Origin of the sequence: Streptomyces fodineus, from assembly GCF_001735805.1 — a bacterium.
GTDB lineage: Bacteria > Actinomycetota > Actinomycetes > Streptomycetales > Streptomycetaceae > Streptomyces > Streptomyces fodineus.
In genome coordinates this window covers 9543389-9560194 of record NZ_CP017248.1, presented here as the reverse complement: position 1 = coordinate 9560194, position 16806 = coordinate 9543389, and the positions used below count along the sequence as shown (strand labels likewise).

General features: G+C 68.0%; 14 protein-coding genes and 4 pseudogenes. 10 read left to right on the top strand and 8 right to left on the bottom strand.

From position 1 onward, the window contains the following. The first annotated feature begins 570 nt into the window (after positions 1-570). The 5 genes and pseudogenes from BFF78_RS48855 to BFF78_RS50360 form a co-directional block, all read left to right on the top strand. Positions 571-930, top strand: coding sequence for a hypothetical protein (locus BFF78_RS48855; RefSeq protein ID WP_227026082.1), 360 nt, complete (start codon positions 571-573; stop codon positions 928-930). 788 nt (positions 931-1718) lie between these two features. Then, positions 1719-1844, top strand: coding sequence for a hypothetical protein (locus BFF78_RS49485; RefSeq protein WP_257786894.1), 126 nt, complete (start codon positions 1719-1721; stop codon positions 1842-1844). Positions 1845-1964: 120 nt separating this feature from the next. After that, positions 1965-3779, top strand: a complete 1815-nt coding sequence (locus BFF78_RS41520; protein WP_227026081.1) for an ABC transporter ATP-binding protein — start codon at positions 1965-1967, stop codon at positions 3777-3779. A 631-nt stretch (positions 3780-4410) separates the two neighbouring features. Further along, the gene (locus BFF78_RS41515) at positions 4411-4629 is read left to right on the top strand and encodes a hypothetical protein (protein WP_159033154.1); all 219 of its coding nucleotides are present in this window, start codon (positions 4411-4413) and stop codon (positions 4627-4629) included. Next, positions 4626-4871 (top strand): annotated as a pseudogene (locus tag BFF78_RS50360) (TniQ family protein); the annotation flags it as partial. The gene BFF78_RS41515 and the pseudogene BFF78_RS50360, both read left to right, overlap by 4 nt. Before the next feature lie 67 nt (positions 4872-4938). On the opposite strand, the gene BFF78_RS48850 reads toward BFF78_RS50360, so the two are convergent. Beyond that, positions 4939-5463 (bottom strand): Gfo/Idh/MocA family oxidoreductase, encoded by a 525-nt coding sequence (locus tag BFF78_RS48850; protein WP_227026191.1) that lies wholly within the window; start codon positions 5461-5463, stop codon positions 4939-4941. Positions 5464-5619: 156 nt separating this feature from the next. Further along, positions 5620-6360: an SDR family NAD(P)-dependent oxidoreductase gene (locus BFF78_RS41505; RefSeq protein ID WP_069784146.1), complete on the bottom strand. Its 741-nt coding sequence runs from the start codon at positions 6358-6360 to the stop codon at positions 5620-5622. A 292-nt stretch (positions 6361-6652) separates the two neighbouring features. Between BFF78_RS41505 and BFF78_RS41500 the strand changes: the two genes are divergently transcribed. Beyond that, on the top strand, positions 6653-7105 hold the full coding sequence (locus BFF78_RS41500) for a hypothetical protein (RefSeq protein WP_069783184.1): 453 nt from the start codon (positions 6653-6655) through the stop codon (positions 7103-7105). Here the strand turns inward: BFF78_RS41500 and BFF78_RS44280 are convergent. From BFF78_RS44280 to BFF78_RS41480, 5 genes and pseudogenes are all read right to left on the bottom strand, one after another. After that, positions 7063-7410, bottom strand: a pseudogene (locus BFF78_RS44280) (transposase); the annotation flags it as partial. The gene BFF78_RS41500 and the pseudogene BFF78_RS44280 overlap by 43 nt on opposite strands. A gap of 309 nt (positions 7411-7719) precedes the next feature. Then, positions 7720-9354: a vanadium-dependent haloperoxidase gene (locus BFF78_RS41495; protein WP_159033153.1), complete on the bottom strand. Its 1635-nt coding sequence runs from the start codon at positions 9352-9354 to the stop codon at positions 7720-7722. A 286-nt stretch (positions 9355-9640) separates the two neighbouring features. After that, positions 9641-10069 (bottom strand): ATP-binding protein, encoded by a 429-nt coding sequence (locus BFF78_RS44275; RefSeq protein WP_418346734.1) that lies wholly within the window; start codon positions 10067-10069, stop codon positions 9641-9643. A gap of 1377 nt (positions 10070-11446) precedes the next feature. Continuing rightward, the gene (locus tag BFF78_RS41485; RefSeq protein WP_069783183.1) at positions 11447-12238 is read right to left on the bottom strand and encodes an anti-sigma factor family protein; all 792 of its coding nucleotides are present in this window, start codon (positions 12236-12238) and stop codon (positions 11447-11449) included. 25 nt (positions 12239-12263) lie between these two features. Then, entirely contained in the window at positions 12264-12866 is a 603-nt protein-coding gene (locus BFF78_RS41480; protein WP_079161704.1) for a sigma-70 family RNA polymerase sigma factor, read from the bottom strand. A 1006-nt stretch (positions 12867-13872) separates the two neighbouring features. Between BFF78_RS41480 and BFF78_RS41475 the strand changes: the two genes are divergently transcribed. From BFF78_RS41475 to BFF78_RS44270, 4 genes and pseudogenes are all read left to right on the top strand, one after another. Continuing rightward, positions 13873-14169, top strand: a complete 297-nt coding sequence (locus BFF78_RS41475) for a plastocyanin/azurin family copper-binding protein (protein WP_069783182.1) — start codon at positions 13873-13875, stop codon at positions 14167-14169. An 86-nt stretch (positions 14170-14255) separates the two neighbouring features. Continuing rightward, positions 14256-15167, top strand: a complete 912-nt coding sequence (locus BFF78_RS41470; protein ID WP_227026079.1) for a metallophosphoesterase family protein — start codon at positions 14256-14258, stop codon at positions 15165-15167. Continuing rightward, entirely contained in the window at positions 15164-15619 is a 456-nt protein-coding gene (locus BFF78_RS41465; protein ID WP_069783180.1) for a hypothetical protein, read from the top strand. Before BFF78_RS41470 ends, BFF78_RS41465 begins: the two co-directional genes overlap by 4 nt. A gap of 46 nt (positions 15620-15665) precedes the next feature. Beyond that, a pseudogene (locus BFF78_RS44270) lies at positions 15666-15842 on the top strand (IS110 family transposase); the annotation flags it as partial. On the opposite strand, the pseudogene BFF78_RS48845 reads toward BFF78_RS44270, so the two are convergent. Further along, positions 15767-16741: pseudogene (locus BFF78_RS48845) on the bottom strand (TnsA-like heteromeric transposase endonuclease subunit); the annotation flags it as partial. The pseudogenes BFF78_RS44270 and BFF78_RS48845 overlap by 76 nt on opposite strands. Between the last annotated feature and the right edge of the window lie 65 nt (positions 16742-16806).

Genomic DNA, 16806 nt, shown 5'->3' with positions numbered 1-16806 from the left:
GAAACGTGTGAAACTTACGGAGTCATAGACTGTCCCCCCGATGGGACAATCCGCTCAGCACCACCCATACAGGCATGCTCAATGTACCGTTTGCGACAAGGCGGCGGCGTCGCGGGGAAGGCGATGGGGTCATGAAGCCGGCGCGACAGCGGAGTCGCCTGACGGCGACACGGGGGTGCTTCCGGTACCGCTGCGGGATTAAACGGTAGCGACGGTTCCGGTTGTGCTGGCCGAGCAGCGTCCGGCCGCAGTCGGCACGACGGGCGGGGCGCCTGTTGTGGCCTGATGAGTAAAAGTACTCATGACGGCCACCGAGCTGCGGGGGAGGATCGGGGGATGACGACACTGAAGAAGACGAGAGCCCGGCTCGGGATGCTGCCGTTGGCGGTGATGGTCCTGCTGACGGCGGGGTGCGGAACGCAGCGGGCAGGAGATACCGCCGACGTGTACGGGCGTTCGCATCCAACGCCGACCGGTATATCGACGCCGAGTACACCAGCGGACTTCCCCTGCCCCGGGGAGAGCCCCAAGCCGACGGCGCCCACGGCCGCCGCTACCCCGACCTCAACCGTGCCGCCGACCGACCACTACGCCGAAAACCACGGCTTCAGAGTTCCCATCCCGCTCCACGGTCAGAGCCGCTGCGACGGACTCACCGCCGTCGGGCGCGTCAAGAGCGCACTCGAACCGCTGCGCCGGCGCGGTGACTTCGCCCCGGGCAGCGTCCGCAACGCGCTCACCAGCCTCGGCTACTCCGCCGGGAAGGTGCAGGTGTACCAGGACGGGTCCACCGGGGTCGGCTTCCTCATCGACATCGGCGCCTCTCCCTGGTGTATGGAGGGCACGATGAGCAGAGACTCCGCCAAGGCGGATGCCTTCGGCGGCTACCCCGACGGCACTGACTGCGAGCCTCCGAGCGGCGGCCACTGACCACAGCCCTCTGCCAGTGGCAAACCATCAACGTTCGAACGGGCGCGGGGCGATCTCCGCGTGCCAGGTGTCGAGGGCTCGTGCAGTGTGGCGCCCTCGGCCAGTTCGCAGCCACCGTCAGGGGCAGACGGGCTGGGCTTCCGGCGTGCCGTCGTCCAGGCTCGCCTCGGGGACATCGCTGTGGCCCGGCGCCGGATGGACAGCCTCGGACGCTATGAGGTCACCCCGGCTCAGGCCTGCGGCATCGGGCGTCAACAAACAGCGCATTCCCAAGAATCTCGTCGCTCAGCGGTAGGTGCCGGGGCCCTGACATGCTCCGCCCGCCCCTGCCCGAGTGCACGCCTCGTCTCCGGGACAGCCCGCAGATATCACGCCCTTGCCCACTCACCCGACTGCGAGGCGGGGCGTGGCTCCGGCCACCTCGCCTGGTGACCATCTGCCGGCAACCAGAATCCGCCCGCCGTCCGGCCACTATCCCCGGCGGGCACAGGCCATGGCCGGCAATCACTCGCGGCGGTCGGCACCCACGACAACCCGCGGCAGCACGGGTCCGGCGGCTTCCTCGGCGAAGTCCGACTCGAGCCGAGCTTCGCTGGGCAGCGGGCAGGGGATCCGGTGAGTGCTTCGGTCGCGTTCCCGGACGTGGATCCGGTAAGGGAACATAGGCCAATACTCACCTTCCTTCTTGAATGAGGCACCAGCCGCACCCGTACTCACAGGCGCAACGCAGGATCAAGTCAGCGGCGAGCAGCGCCGCTTGACTGTCCATCAGGAAGGGATATCTCACCATGTCCTTCGCCAAGATCACGCTGGCCAAGAAGGCCAAGAAGAAGCAGTGCGGCGCCGCCGGCGAGGCCAAGCACCACAAGAAGAAGCACCACCACCGCAAGCACAAGAAGGCCGGCGCCAAGTAGCACGGCGGTCGCTGAACACGATCGCACAGGCAGACCGTGCCGGGGTCCGTACGTGCAGCACAGGTGCGCGACGGATCCCGGCACGCCGTCGGATCGGGCAGTGCCCAGGAAGCGCCGGCCATGCACACTGCAGCACCCATGACCATGCCCGTGGCCGCATCCGGGGCGGGCCCCGCGGCCAGTGCCTCGTCCCGGATACGGCATGCCCGTATCTCTCCTCTGGCCGCGTTCCGCACGTTCTGGCCGCTGGTCAGTGTCAACCGCGCGGCCATCCTGGTCTCCGCCGTGCTGCTGATGGTCTCCGCCGGGTGCGATGCGGGCGCGATCGGCATCGTCGGCGTCCTCACCGACGACGTGCTCACCCCCGGCGATCTCACTGCCTTCTGGGAACCGGCCGCACTCTGGCTCGGCCTCGCCGTGGCCGGCGCGGTCGCCTCCGCGGCGGGTGGCTATCTCGCCGGCTGGACCAGCGAACACTTCCTGCTCGGCCTGCGCGACCGGGTCTTCCAGCACCTCCAACAGGTCCCTCCGGACGCCCTGGACCGCTTCGGCACCGGCGACCTGGTATCCCGGCTGACCGGAGACATCGAGTCCGTGGAGTCACTGGTCGCCTCCGCGCCCGTGGAACTGATCACCTCCGCCGCCGGAGCGGTGGTGTTCGCCGTGGCAGCCTTCTGGACCAGCTGGCAACTGACCCTGATCACCCTGACCGCCGCCCCGTTGATCTGGTTCGGCGCCCGGGCCTTCGGCACCCTGATGCGCTCCGCCACCCGCGCCGAACGCGACAGCAACGGCCGCCTGGCCTCCCTGCTGGAGGAAAGCCTCGCCAACATGCCCCTGGTACAGGCGTACGGCCGGCAGCAGGCCGAGTACAGCAAGGTGCACCGCGAGGGACGCAGCTGGATGCGCGCCGGACTACGGCAGATCCGGCTGTCGTCGGTGTACGGGCCGATGGGTGAACTGGTCGAGACACTCAGCGTGCTGGCCGTGATCGGCGCCGGCGCCTGGCAGATCTCCGAACACCACCTCAGCGTCGGCGGTCTGCTTTCCTTCGCCGCCTTCCTCGGCTATCTCCACCCTAAACTCCAGGAACTCGGCGAGCTCGTCGTCAGCGCCTCCTCCGCCACCGCCGCCTGCGAACGCCTCATCGAGGTCCTGCGCACCGGCCCCCTCCCCGAAACCGCCCCGGGCAAGGACGTCCCGCCGCTCGCCGAACCGGTCCGCGGGGCCGTCACCTTCGAGAACGTCAGCTTCTCGTACGCCGGCAGCGGACACCCCGTACTGGAACGGGTGGCCCTGGACATCGCACCCGGCCTGCTCGTCGCGGTCACCGGACCCAGCGGCACCGGCAAGTCCACCCTGGGCAAGCTCCTGCTGCGCTTTCATGAGCCGTCTAAGGGCCGCATCCTGCTCGACGGCCGGGACATCGCCGAACTCCCCCTGGAGGAGGTGCGCCGCCACATCACCCTGCTCCCGCAGGACAGCATGCTCTTCGACGGCACGGTCCGCGACAACATCACCTACGGCCGCCCCGACGCCACCGAGGCCGACGTGCTCGCCGCCGCCGTCGCGGCCGACGCCCACGACTTCGTCAGCGCGCTGCCCAAGGGCTACGACACCCCGGTCGGCAAACGGGGCAACAACCTCTCCGGCGGCCAGCGCCGCAGGATCGCACTCGCCCGCGCCATGCTCCGCACCGCCCCCGTGCTGATCCTCGACGAGCCCACCGCCGGACTCGACGACGCCTCCACCGCGCGCATCATGGCACCGCTGCGCCGCCTCACCTCCGGGCGCACGACCCTTCTCATCACCCACGACCTGCGCCTGACGGCCCAGGCCGACCTCGTCCTCCACCTCACCGACGGCACCGCAGTCATCACGACCCCGGACCAGTCGTCAACAACAGGCATGCAGCCGGAGCACGAGGCGGCCTGAGAGGGGAACTCGCCGGGCCGGTTCGCGCTTCATCGGCGGGGTAATCGGGTGGCCGCCCGGACAGTACCGAATATCCTCGTGCCGAGCCGGGTCGGTCAGGGGCTCCTCGACGACTGCGGCAACGTCGCCGGCCGCGGTCGGCGAGGTCTTCACCCAGGCGTGGGGCCACCTGTGTAGGCACCCAATCGGAATGTCCCGTTCCGGCATGGTGACCTGCACTTCTCTGGGCTGTCTCATCCAGGGGACACGGATTCTGTCTCACGATCTTGTCCCTTACAGCCGTCGTCGTTTCCCGCTTCCAGGCCAATCAAGGACCACTCAAAGCCAGGAGAGTTCGCGCCCCCGGGGTAGCCGAGTCCGGTGAACGCTGTACGGGCGCGAGCTGAGCGCCGCGCCCACGTCAGCGAGGGAGCGTTACCCAGCAACCTGGGACAAGGGTCCGCAGCCGGTGCGGCTGGTACAGACCGCATGCGCTCTGGTGGCATATGGCAACGGTGTGTGACGCTCTTCCCAGCGGGGCCGTACATGCGTGGGGGAAGTGGCCATGGCCGCACCGAAGGTGGCGAACAGACTGACGCAATAGTGTGTTCGCGATTGAGGGCGGGGCGACCCGGCGGACCGGGTCGCCGGCGTGAGCGCTGATGTGTCCGACGAGTTGTTCGCGCTCAACACCTGGCGAATCGGCTCGCTCATGACACTGATCAACCGCGCCTGTCGAAGCACCATACCCACAGGCGCCGAACGGATCGACCTTGAGCTGCTGTCGAAGGTGAAGAACGACGCCGCCTCCCAGAAAGACCCCGATGAGCTTCACCGGCCCTGCGCCGCGGGGAAGAAGAAGACAGCGTGACTACGCTACGTGCGCTTCCGATCACAGTCCCGCCACTACCGGGCGAAGCGCTGGACTCGTGGTTCGAGGCGATCGCCTACCGCTTCCGGACACCCTTGAGTGACCTGTTGCCGGCCTTCGGCCTGGCCCGACGGGTCGAAGCAGGCGACTGCCGCCGCGATATCCCGGCCCGCTGGGCGATTCTGCTCCGCGACCACGAAGCTGTCGGCATCTCTCACGTCACCGGCGTGACCGTCGAGGTTCTGCACGCCATGACGCTCGCGCATTTCGACGGCCGAGCCCCCACGGTCAATCGAGAAACGAGACAGATCAGCCGATGGCACCACTTCCTCCAGTCCGCCAGGTGCGACGGTGATCCACAGCAGGGCTTCGGTGCGGATGCCCAGCCGGGCCAGGTCGACCTCGTTCGCGAGTCTGAGGACCTGGGCCGTCCACCAGTGCCTCCAAGCGGCGACGGGCGGTGAGGGGGGTGGTGTCGGCGCGGCGGGCGAGGTCTGTGTAGGAGGCTCGTCCGTCTTCGACCGGCGCGGCGATCAGCTGCTGGTCGAAGGGCAGGACAACACTCCTGCGATGCACGAGGTCGGCCAACTCCTCGGCCTGCGCGAGGTCGGCACCGAGCGACCATTCGCTGAACACCATCTTTCCCGCTTCCAGCGCGGGTCGGATGAGTTCCCGATGATGAGAAACCTTCACCGGCACCACCACGAGATCGGCTTCCTCGCTGCGGGCCAGCTCCTCCGCGCTGCCGTAGGCCAGCGGCACTGCATACTTCTCGCCGACCGCACGCGCGGATTCGGCGCCGCTGGAGCTCAGGGCCTCGCAACTCGTATCCATCGAGCCCGGCCAGTGCCGGCACATGGGCGGTGGCGGCCCACCCGCCGCTCGCGCTCAGACCTACGACACCTACGCGGATCGGCTCCCAGATGAGGGGAAGTGGACGTCATGTACACCCCAACATTCGCGGTCGCCTGCTCTCTCATCTGCCCAGGGTCAGCCGATCGCGAGCTGTCCGCCGCGTGCCTCGAGAACCGCACCGGTGATGTAGCTGGCGCGGGACGAAACAAGGAACAGAACCGCTTCCGCGATTTCTTCAGGGTCTGCGACCCGCCCCAGTACGGTGGTTCGCCCGATCGCCTGGAGGGTTTCACCTCCCATCTCCTCCGTCCCGGGGGTATGGACAGGGCCCGGAGCCACGGCGTTCACGCGGACGCCCTGGGCGCCGAACTCGTCAGCCCATACTCGGGTGAGAAGTTCGAGTGCAGCCTTGGAGGCCCCATAAGCGCCCGATTCCCGCACCGGCGTGGTAGCCGCCGCTGTACTCACATTCACGATGACGCCACGCCCCCGCTCAGCCATTCCCGGAGCGAGGGCACCGACCAGGAGCATCGGCGCGCGTGAGTTGACAGCCATCTGAGCGTCGAACATCTCGGCGGTGGTGTCCGGCGTACTGGCGAACCGGTAGATACCGGCGTTGTTGATCAGAACGTCCACCTCGCCTGCTTCAGCGGCAAGACGCAGGACATCTTCAGAGCTACTCAGATCCGCAGCAACGAACCGAGCCTTCCCGCCTGCGGCAGCGATCTCTTTGATGGTCTCAGCACCCCGCTGCTCGTCCCGCCCGTGGACGATGACCGAGGCCCCCAACGCTGCCAGGCGAAGGGCCACGGCCCGGCCGATGCCGGCGGTAGCGCCGGTGACAAGAGCGGTGGATCCGTCCAGTTCTGCAGGCATGAAAAGCTCCTCCAAGCCGAGAGGAACGACATGCTGTCGGTTGTTCCTCGTGTAACTGATGATCCTGATGGTTCATGCCATGGCGACGACGGACCCACGCCGGACCGATCGTTGATCATGGTCCAGCCCGGGGCCGTGGCCCAGGTGGTCTTGGGAGGCCGGCGAGCTCGCTTTCGCTGATCATGTCCGCGGGCGACTGGAACGCGCCGTACTGCCGCGGGGGGGGTGCCCCAATGTGGTTCGTCAAGGAAATCGGGCTGCGTCGTGATGGGCTGCCGGGCAGCATGGCGGGGTGTCTGATCTGCCGTGGGATGACGTTGCGTACTTTTTCGATCCTGATCTGATGGGTTCGCTGCCGGACGTGCGTGTCCCGGATGCCTCGGTGGAGGACTGGCAGGCACTCCTTGATCTCGTCGGTGAGCGGGGCTGGAAGTGCCAGTACTCCAAGGGCGAGACGGTGCTGCCCGCGCCCAGGGCGGATGCAGTGCTCACCCGCCCGGCCGACGCCGAGTGCCCTGAGCTGCGGGTCTGGCTGTCAACCGAGGTGCTGGCGATCTTCCGTTTCCATGCGGTGGAGGAGATCGACTTCGATGTAGAACTGCGGGAGCTCCAGGGGCAGGAGCGACTCGATCTCTTCTGCCGTTTCCTGCGGGACATCGGTCGACGGCTGGGAAAGCCGGTACTGATGGATTTGGAGGGCGATTACGGTCCGGCTCGTCGTCTGCCGAGGCAGAGCAGGGTTTGAGTGTGGCGTTTGCCCTGGCTGATCTTCTTGTCGTAGTAGGTCCTAGAGGCCGGGTCGGCCAGCGACGCGAACGCGGAGAGGAAGAAGGCTCGTTTGAGCTGCTTGTTTCCCCGCCGGGACGGTTGCTCACCGCGGATCGAGGAGCCTGAGCTCCTCGTCGCTGGGGCGAGACCTGCGTAGGCGGCCAGATGGGCTGCAGTGGGAAAGCTGCTGGCGTCGCCGACGTCGATGAGGATCCTGGCTCCGGTCCTTACGCCGATCCCCGGCATGGACGTCAGGACCTTTGAAAAAGAGTGACTCTCCAGCAGTCCTACGGAGACTCGAGCGAGGCCCCCGACTGCGGGTCCGCCGACAGTGACATGGGCGGGCCCGCGCTCAGCGACCTGGGGCAACCGGGTGGGCCCGACCGCGACAGTCATTCAGTCAATGCGTCGCGGTGACAGGAAGCCAGGACTTCCTGCGGGCAGACATCCTGCCTGCCGGCCAGCAGCTGCGGGCCCTCGGCGCGCAGGATGGCCGCCCTCTGAGCGTGGTCCGAGCCAGTGGTACCCGATGCGCCGGGACCACTGGCTTCTCGGCCCAACCATGTCCATGGTTGTAGCGTGGCGGTGCGGTCAGAGCCGACCTGCCACGAAGTCGGCCACCTGGGTGCCGAGTTGCTGGCCCGCGTGGTTGTCAAGGGAGGTGTGCTGGCCGGACCAGATCCGGCTGAGCCACGCTTCGGTGGCGGCGTCCTGGAAGCCGGTGAAGGTTCGAGTGACGCCCTTCGAGGTCACCGCGAAATGATGCCGCGCCCCGTAGAGTCCGGCGAGCGTCGTTGCCGCAGCCTGGCTGAGAGCGCCGTGAGCGCCGGGATAGGACGGATCCGGTGCGGTCGGCAGCAGAGGGGTCCAGCTGGGATCGCCGACGATGCTCGGGTTGTAGTGCATACCGCCGAGCCGAATGGCCGTCACGGGCCGCCACACGTGGTAGACATACTTGGCGTCGTACATCGCGATCGCGGTGTCGGCGAGCGACAGGTCGAGCCGGGCGAAGACCTTCACCGCCTTCTCCAGGCTCGCGTTCTGGGAGGTGACAAGGCCCTGCGCGACCTGGTTCCAGACGTTCCAGACGGGCGCCGCCGCCCAGAACTTCGCGGCTGCCGTCTGATCGGGAGTGCGGGTGGTGCTGGTCTTGCTCCCCAGGCTCTTGACCTCGTTCAAGGCGGTGGCGTACGCGGCGCTGCTCACGGCCGGCGGCGGTGCCGGGCGGAACTGCCGTCCGTCGGCCAGTACGAACGGCTTGACCGAGCCCCAGTCCGTGAACACCGGTGTCGGGAAGTTGGGCGGGGTGGGCCGGTAGTCCCCGGCCTTGTCGCCGGGGCGGAACCGCGGTGGCTTGGCTGAGGATCCGTCATTGGACCGCAGGGTGATCAGCCTGCGGGCGACCTCAGCTCCCACACCAATACCCGCCTGCTTGCCCGGGCTGCTGGGAATCGCGGACAATTGGCTGCTCAGCCGCTGGTCCACGCCTGCGCGCTTGGCCGGGTAAAGGGCGACCAGCACATCGTGGGCCGCCTGGTCCGCTGCGGCGTCCGCACGAGCGCCTCTTGGCGCCGACACGGAGAACATGTAGGCGGGGCCGGCCCGGGTGATCGATACTACGGCGTCGTACTCAGCGGCCTGGAGAAGCGCGAAGCTGCGTGTGGGTTGGACGGTGGACGGCTGCGCCTTCGGATTGCTGAGGATGGTGACCAGCTCGCGGTTCCATTCCACGACCGACGTCCCCGACGCCGTCGCGGCGGTGCGCAGGGCCGGCGAGTGAGCGGTGGTGGACCCGAAGGCCGGGCCGGCGAGTCCGGCTGCCAGCGCGGCTCCGGCAAGTATGGCGAGTGTCTTCTGCTTTCCACCCATGTTCTGTGGCTCCTTGTCACTGGTGGCGGGTCGTGGCAACTGGCGGTCATGCGCGTGGCTCATCTGGACAGGCCACGCGAGCGTGATGGTGTCGGGGTGGTGCGGGCCGGCAGCCAGGTCGAGATGCCGGCGGTCGTGGAGGACGAGTTGCTCGGCGGGCTCCGCGGCAGCTGCGACGGGGCCTGGGTCGTCCAGGGCCCTCCGGTCCATGAGGGCCTTCCGGCGTAGCAGCCAGGCGCGTTCGGCTCCGGGGGCCAGCACTTGGTGCATCTCGCGGCGCAGATCGGGCGCATTCGTATATGCCTCGTGCGGGGGCGGGGCATCGATGCCCTTGCCGCTGATCGGGGTGACGTCCACGCTCACACCTCCGCCGGTACGCAGGGGCCGGCCCCGCAGCGTTGACACAGCACCGTGTCGTGGTGGAGGCCGCCGCGATCGAGTACCGATGGGTGGGCCGCGGACCGCATGGGCACCTGGGCCGGGCCCGGGCAGCCGTCGATGGGACACGGCTTGTGGGTCGCGAAGGACCACTCGGCGGGGGTGTCGGGTGACCCGACGCCGCGGCCGCCCCCGGTAGCCCGTCGCTGTGCGGCAGTGCCGGCCCCGGCAGGGGGTCGCAACTCGTGCGGAGCGTCCGGCCCGGTCATGGCGAGCACCTCAGGCAGGCGCGGACTTCGCGGCCGCTGCGTGTCTGGCGAATCTCGGTCGACTGGGCAAGGGACTGGACGATGCCGGTACCACGGCCGTGTTCGTCGGAGGCGATGCCGGGGCAATGATGCTCCACGGCCGCGCCGGAGTCGGTGACCACGATGTGCAGAGTTTCGTGGTCGAGGGCGAGCAGCAGGGTCATGCGCTCATGGCCGTACTGGGCAGCGTTGGCGGCGAGTTCGTCGACGATGAGAATGGCGGAGTCCCGCTCACCCGCGGGCACACTCCAGGTCTCCAGCAAATCGGATGCGAAGTGACGAGCGGCGGAGACGTGCGCCTCCTGCGCCGGCAGGGTGAGCAGTGCATGGCGGTGGCAGGGTCGACCGAGCAGTGAAGTCGGGCTGGGGGAATCGGTCACGAACATGATCTTCTGGCTCTTCTGTCGATGTGCGGAGACCGGAACGGGGTGACCGCAAGCAATTCGGGGATGGTCGGTAGGCCGGATCCTGATCCTGCGTGGGCGCGCTCAATCAGTTCCACGGACGACACATGCCGGACGGTTCGAGCCATTCGCCTTTTTTGTTCCGATTCTTGCGAGTCATGTCAATGTCGGCGCCTGCCTGGGCTCAGCTGCCTCTGTCCAGAGCGGGCTGTTGCGCGGCCGGACTGGGCACCGGCAGTTCGGTCCCCTCGCCGGTGGCCTTCCGGACGACCCGGTGGAAGCGTCGCGCCGTAGACCTGGGACGGACGTCCGTGCCTGCATTTCGGCCGGATCGCGGTCCTCCGCGTGCAGACGTGATGGATCCTCTTCTCCGGGTTGTACGGACTTCGGGAAAAGAAGAGTCGTGCGCGCCCCGTCGGCCCGCTCATGCATGAAGTCAGCTGCGGACTGAGCCGGTTCGACGGAGCGGGGGCGAGAGTGACCAGGGCCCGGAAACCGTCGGCGCGTCGCCGGAAGGGCCAGGGTGTCGGTTTTCGCCTCCTCCGGCGGAAGCGGAGATGTATGCCGCCGCACCCCTTTCGCACAGCCGTGCCCGCCCGTCTACGCGGCCGGCGCCCAAGGGGCCCGGCGCGGGATGGCCGGCCTGCCCCTGCGGAGGTCGCGTGACGGAAGCAGGCCAGGGCCCCACGACCGAGCTGCAGAACTGCCCCGGTACCGACACAGCCGCCCGAGACAGGTCGTGCAGGGGAAGCAGCCGCCGCAGCTGACCGGCCCCGCGATGTGTGGCACCACCACGGACAGATCGATCGGATGGCTGCTTCAACCCACCCCTCGACCCTCGACCTGCTGGTCGCGTACCCGGATGGCCTTCACCTTGATCAACCTGGCCGGGGGTGATCCTTCCCGGCTGGCGGCGGCCGACTCGACCATCAGCCGCCTCCGCGCGCTGGCTGCCGCTCAGCCCCTCGGCCATACAGGTGCCGGTGTCGGCCTCCGAGGCGCCACACTCATCGGCCGCGAGCCCTTGTCGGACGGTCCCGCCGATCCCGGAGCCACGCGGTGCGGCGGGATCGAGGGGCTACGGTGATCACGAGCGTGCCCGTCCAGCCGGTGTCACGGGCAGAAGCCTCTTCCATGACCATCAGCTGGACGTCCTGTGCGCGCCCCTCCAGCTCGGTCCACCGGTCTTGAGGGCGGCCCGGTGCTTGTCGAATGTCCGGGCTCCCTCGCCGCGGAGCGCCCGGCTTTTCGAAGGCGACGTCGTCTTGGCCTCTTGTGCCACCAATCCTCACGCCCTGCTGCTGCCGTCATGTCACTGGGCGACCGGCCGCCCAGTGACATGACCGCCATGGTCTGGCCTCACGCTCGGATGGTGACCAGCTTCTGACCGTTGCCCGCGAGGATCTCGAAGTGCTCGATGGCTCCCGGAGCCATGGCGACCGCTCCTGGGATCGTGATGCCGGGAGGGTACTCGCCTGCCCGCCAGGTAGCGCCGTCCGACCTGGCCCCGCCGGGCCCGACCGCCTGCAGCCGACAGGTGATTCCGGCGGGTGCCCCTCCTGCGGAGATCTGCAGGACACTGCCCCAGGCAGAGGGCGAGACCTTCACCGAGGCGGAGACGCCGGTGGTGGGATCGCTCCCGGAGAAGGTGCGCCAGACAGTCGGCGCGGTCGGCCCGGGCGGCCTCGCCTGACTGCCCACGGATCCGATGGCCGCCAGCCATGTGCCACCGGCCGCTGCCGCGATGAACGTCAGCGAGACTGCAGCGCCGGCCAGTTGCAGACGCCAAGACCTGCGGCGCCTGGCCGCAGCCTGCTGGAGCAGCCTCTCCAGCACACCCCCCTCTGGGGTCTTCGACACCCCGGGCGCGGCGGGCCGTTCGGGCAGCGGGGAGCCCTGCGCGCTTTCGGCTGCCCGTACCATCAGTCGGTCGGTCAGGTCCGTTTCGGCCGCCGGCACCGTCTGGCCCGAGGCTTCGGCTTCGGTCACCGTCGCCAGCAGCGCAGGCAATCCCGCCAGCTGGGCGTGTTCGGCCCGGCATTCGGTGCATGCCGCGAGGTGGATGCGCACCTGTTCCATTTCCGCCGAGGGCAGCGTGCCCAAGACGTAACCTCCCAGCGTCAGCCGGAGGGCGTCGTGCTCCGCACTCATGGTCGCCGCCTCCTACCCGCCACGGTCATGGCTCGATCCCCCGTTCCTGCAGCGCCAGCCGCAGGGCGTGCAGGGCGTAGTACGTCCGCGACTTCACTGTGCCCAGCGGGATGCCCAGCACCTGTGCGGCCTCCGCCATGGTCCGGCCCCGGTAGTAGGTCTCCAGCAGGACGGCGCGGTGGTCCGGGGACAGTGACCGGACGGCTTCGGCAACCGCCCAGCTCTGCAGTGCCTGCTCGATCTCGTCCTTGCCCGGCTTCTGCTCGGCGGCTCGCTCCAGCACATCGCCGCCGACCTCGGCCGGCCTGGACTGCCGGGCCCGGTGGGCGTCGATGACCAGGTGTCGAGCGACCGTACACAGCCAGGCCCGGGCCGGGCCGCGTGCGGGGTCGAACGCGGCGGGATGCTGCCACGCTCGCAGCAGTGTCTCCTGTACCACGTCCTCTGCCCATTGCCAGTCTCCTGAGGTCAGTCGCAGCACGTAGTGGAACAGGGCTCCTGCGTGCTCCGCGTACAGAGTGCGCAGCAGTTCCTCATCTGCGGTCGAGAGGGTCCCTCTATCAGAGACACGGTGCGCGGAGCGATCCGGATCGGTCCTTGAACCACGCTTTCGGGAACTCCAGGGCATAAGACGATCATCCGGCATATACGGCCGCTTTGTCCTGTATGAGCAGCTCGGCGCCGGTCACGCGCTGCGAGTACTGCAGGTGGTACGCCCTTGCGGCGTTACGACCTCGCCATGATCAAGCATGCGCGGATCCGGGACCGGCTGAACTGCAGTGATCCCATGAAGTCCCACAAAAGGTGCGTATCCATCGAACCGCAGGAGCCATGCCGTCCGTGGAGGCGAACAAGAACCGGCTTACGCGCAACTCCTCATCGCTTCCCCTGCGACAAGGGGTGGAACAGGGGTGACCGAAATGCACCACGCGACGCACGCGCTCTCGCCACGGGCCCCGCTCCCCTGCCCCCGTGCATCGAAGCCGGTGCCACTCTGCAGCCCCGACCGATGTCCGGCACACACCACGCCGATGGCGCTACGCACAGTGATCGGCAGCTGTGCGGCAACCGGGGCAGAGCATCCGGCCAGTGTGCGCATCACCCGTATGGGCGATGCCGACCTAACCCGAGTCGCTCGCGGCTGCCTGCTCGGGCGAACTGCCGCGTGCCGCCTTCATCTTCGTGGCGTGGCAGGGCGGATGCGCAGCGCGGAGCACCTCGAGGCGGGCAGCCGGCACGGGGCGGCACCCAGGCTCGCTCGCTGGGTCCGCGAGGGACGCGTGCCCATGAACGCGCCATCCACCACATCCCTGCGGTTGCGTGCGCCCGAGCCGGCGCAGTTCCCGTCTCCGCCTGATCAGTGAGGAACACACACCATGTACGTGAACCTTCGCCCACCAACTCGGCGATCCCGTGCTGCGGCCGGGCTGACCGTCGCCACCATCGTCACTGCCGGTGCGCTGGGGCTCCTCAGCTCATGCGGCCCGTCGTCGCATTCCTCGTCCGTCGGGGCCGGCGCCATCACGCCCGGTCCGGGTCAGCACCAGGCGGCCGGAATGCCCGGGGCCACGGGGTCGGGGAAAACGGCGGGCTCCGCTCCCGGCGCCTCCCCGATGCCCGGCATGAGCATGCCCATGAGTACCTCGAGCACGGGCGCGGCGGCCGCACCGGTGACCGGGAATGCCGTCGCGATCAAGAACTTCGCATTCTCTCCGGCCACGCTGCAGGTCAAAGCGGGCACGACGGTGACATGGACGAACCAGGACACCGACGCCCACACCGTCACCAGCGCCGCATCGGGCGGCCCCCTGCACTCGGCCGCCCTGGCCACCCACGCCGCCTACAGCTACACGTTCACCAAGCCCGGCACCTACGCCTACATCTGCACCATCCATCCGTTCATGACCGCCACCGTGGAGGTGACCCGATGACCGACTACTACGACCGTCACGACGGAGCACCGGCCGACGACGCCGGCCAGCCTGAAACCGAACACGGTATGACTCGGCGTCAACTCATGCGTCACGCAGGATGGTTCGGCGGCGCGGTGGTGCTGACCGTGGCCAGCGGAGAGGTGATCAGTCACATCGCGGACTCCCGGGACACCAACGCCGGGGCCGCCGCCGGGGCCGCCGCGGCGGTAAGCGGCGCGCTGCGGTTCGTGCAGGTCTCCGACAGCCATATCGGGTTCCAGGGCCCGGCGAACATGGACGTGGCCGGCTCATTCAACGAAGCGATCAACCAGGTCAACTCACTCGGATTCAGACCGGACTTCGTCATGCACAGCGGCGACCTGACCCACCTGTCCACGGCCGGGCAGTTCGACCAGGTCAAGCAGATGATGACCGGAATGAAGACAGACCGCGTCTTCACCGTACCGGGCGAACACGACTCCATCGGTGATGCAGGCCGCGCCTACCGGCGGACCTTCGGCATGGGCACGCTCGGCGACGGCTGGTACAGCTTCGACACCCACGGCGTGCACTTCATCGCCCTGGTCAACACCCTGAGCCTGGAGAAACTCGGGCACCTCGGCAACGCGCAGATCGACTTCGTACGCAAAGACCTGGCGGGACTGCCATCAGACACCCCCGTCGTGGTCTTCAGCCACATCCCGCTGTTCGCCATGTACCCGAAGTGGGGCTGGAGCACCGACGACGCTCTCAAAGTCATCGCACTCCTGCGCCGCTTCTCCTCCGTCACCTGTCTCAATGGGCACGTCCACCAACTATTCACCAAGACAGAGGGCAACATCACCTTCCACTCCGCCACCACCACCGCCTACCCACTGCCCAAACCGGGCCGCGCCCCCGCCCCCACGCCCCAGGTCGTCCCTGCCCGGCAGCTCAAGGACGCACTCGGCATCCGCAGCGTCGGCTACCGCCAAGGCGACCGCGAACTGGCCATCAAGGACCAGAGGCTGGCATGAACACCCAAAGATTCCTCGTCCCCACCCTGCGGGCGGCGACCGCCGCAACCCTCGCCGCGGGCGGATACATCCACGCCCAGCTCTACATCGACGGGTACCGCTTCATCCACATCATCGGCCCCCTGTTCCTGCTCCAAGCCAGCGCATCCTTCGCCCTCGCTCCCCTGCTGCTGATCGGGACACCACCCCCGCTGCTGAGGATCTCCGAGGCAGGCGTCGCGCTCGGCGCCCTCGGCGGCTTCACCGCTTCGCGCACCGTTGGCGTGTTCGGATTCACCGAGCGCGGTCTGCAACCGGCACCACAAGCCGTCCTCAGCCTCCTCGCCGAAACCGGCACGCTCCTGCTCCTCGCCATCTGGCAAGTGAGCGCGACCAGACAACGCCGCGCTGCCCGACCGCCCGTCAGTACACCCATCCGGAACCGCTCCATCACCCGTACACCACCCAACTGAACCACCACCACGACGGGTCACGTCCGCGGCGTTCTCAGCCCTGTGATCCTCGCCCGGAGCCGACGCCCACTACCGTCGTCGACGCGAACAAGGGGACTGGCATGCAGACGCGCAGCGACACCTGTTCAACCGCCTGATCGGGCAGCTCTACCACTGCCTCCAGACCGGCGGACTGTTCGACGAACACCTCACGTTCCCCTCTGAACTGGCCGCTGCCGCTTGACACGTTGATGTCGTGAGATGTCTCGGTGGGCAGGAGGCCGTCCCCGCCCGCTCAGCCCTGACGACGAGTACTGTCGGGGAGCGGCACCAGACAGCGCGAACACCCATGAGTTCTCCGCCGGCCACGGAGCAGTTGTTGCCGCAGGGCATCAAGCCGGGCCGTCCGCCCGTGTGGACACGACGGCAACTGATGGACGGCATGCGGTGGCGGACCCGGACCCGTTCAACCGTCACATGCCGAGTTGGCTCGTTCGCCACGTCCGTGTCGGCCTGGCCGCTTTCACCTATCGGGGGCGGCAGGTCGCGCCTTCCGGCGCCCACCGCCGAGGCATTACCCTTTCGCAGTTCGTGACATGCGGACAGCGGCACCGTCAAGTCGGTCACGAAGCGCTGGCACCACAGCAGCCGTAGCACAGTTGCCGCACTTTCCAGGCCGGATGGGAGGAAATGCACGGAATGCCTCTCCCGGGGAGGCCCCCACAAATCCGCTTGCTGAATCTCCGTGAGCAGATCCTCATCGAAGAGCCAATCGCGGCGATACCCCGCGAGAAAACGGAGGTTCGCCAATTCGGATTCCGGCGGCTCGCTCCACACCTCGAAGTCCCAACCGCGGGGCAGTACCACCTCACGTGCCCAGCCAAGCGCGTAGTTCGTTTTCGGCCGGCTCAGTAGGTGAAATGGTTTGACATCGACGACCAGCGGCACATGCCCGTCCCGCCGAACAAGAAAGTCCGGGACATGACGTCTTTCGTGCACATCCACCCTGGCGGTGAGCAGGAACGGCTGGGCCCAGATACCCGTTACGCTCCGCTCGAAGTCAGCGTAGAGCAGGCGCGTCAACTCGAGTCGCGACTCGTAAACCACATGATCCCGCATGATCGAGGACCAATACGTGCCCGAGTAGTGCTTCTGACCGTGCCGCCAGCGAAAGGTCCGCCAGGGCTTCGACGGCCTAAGATCACCCG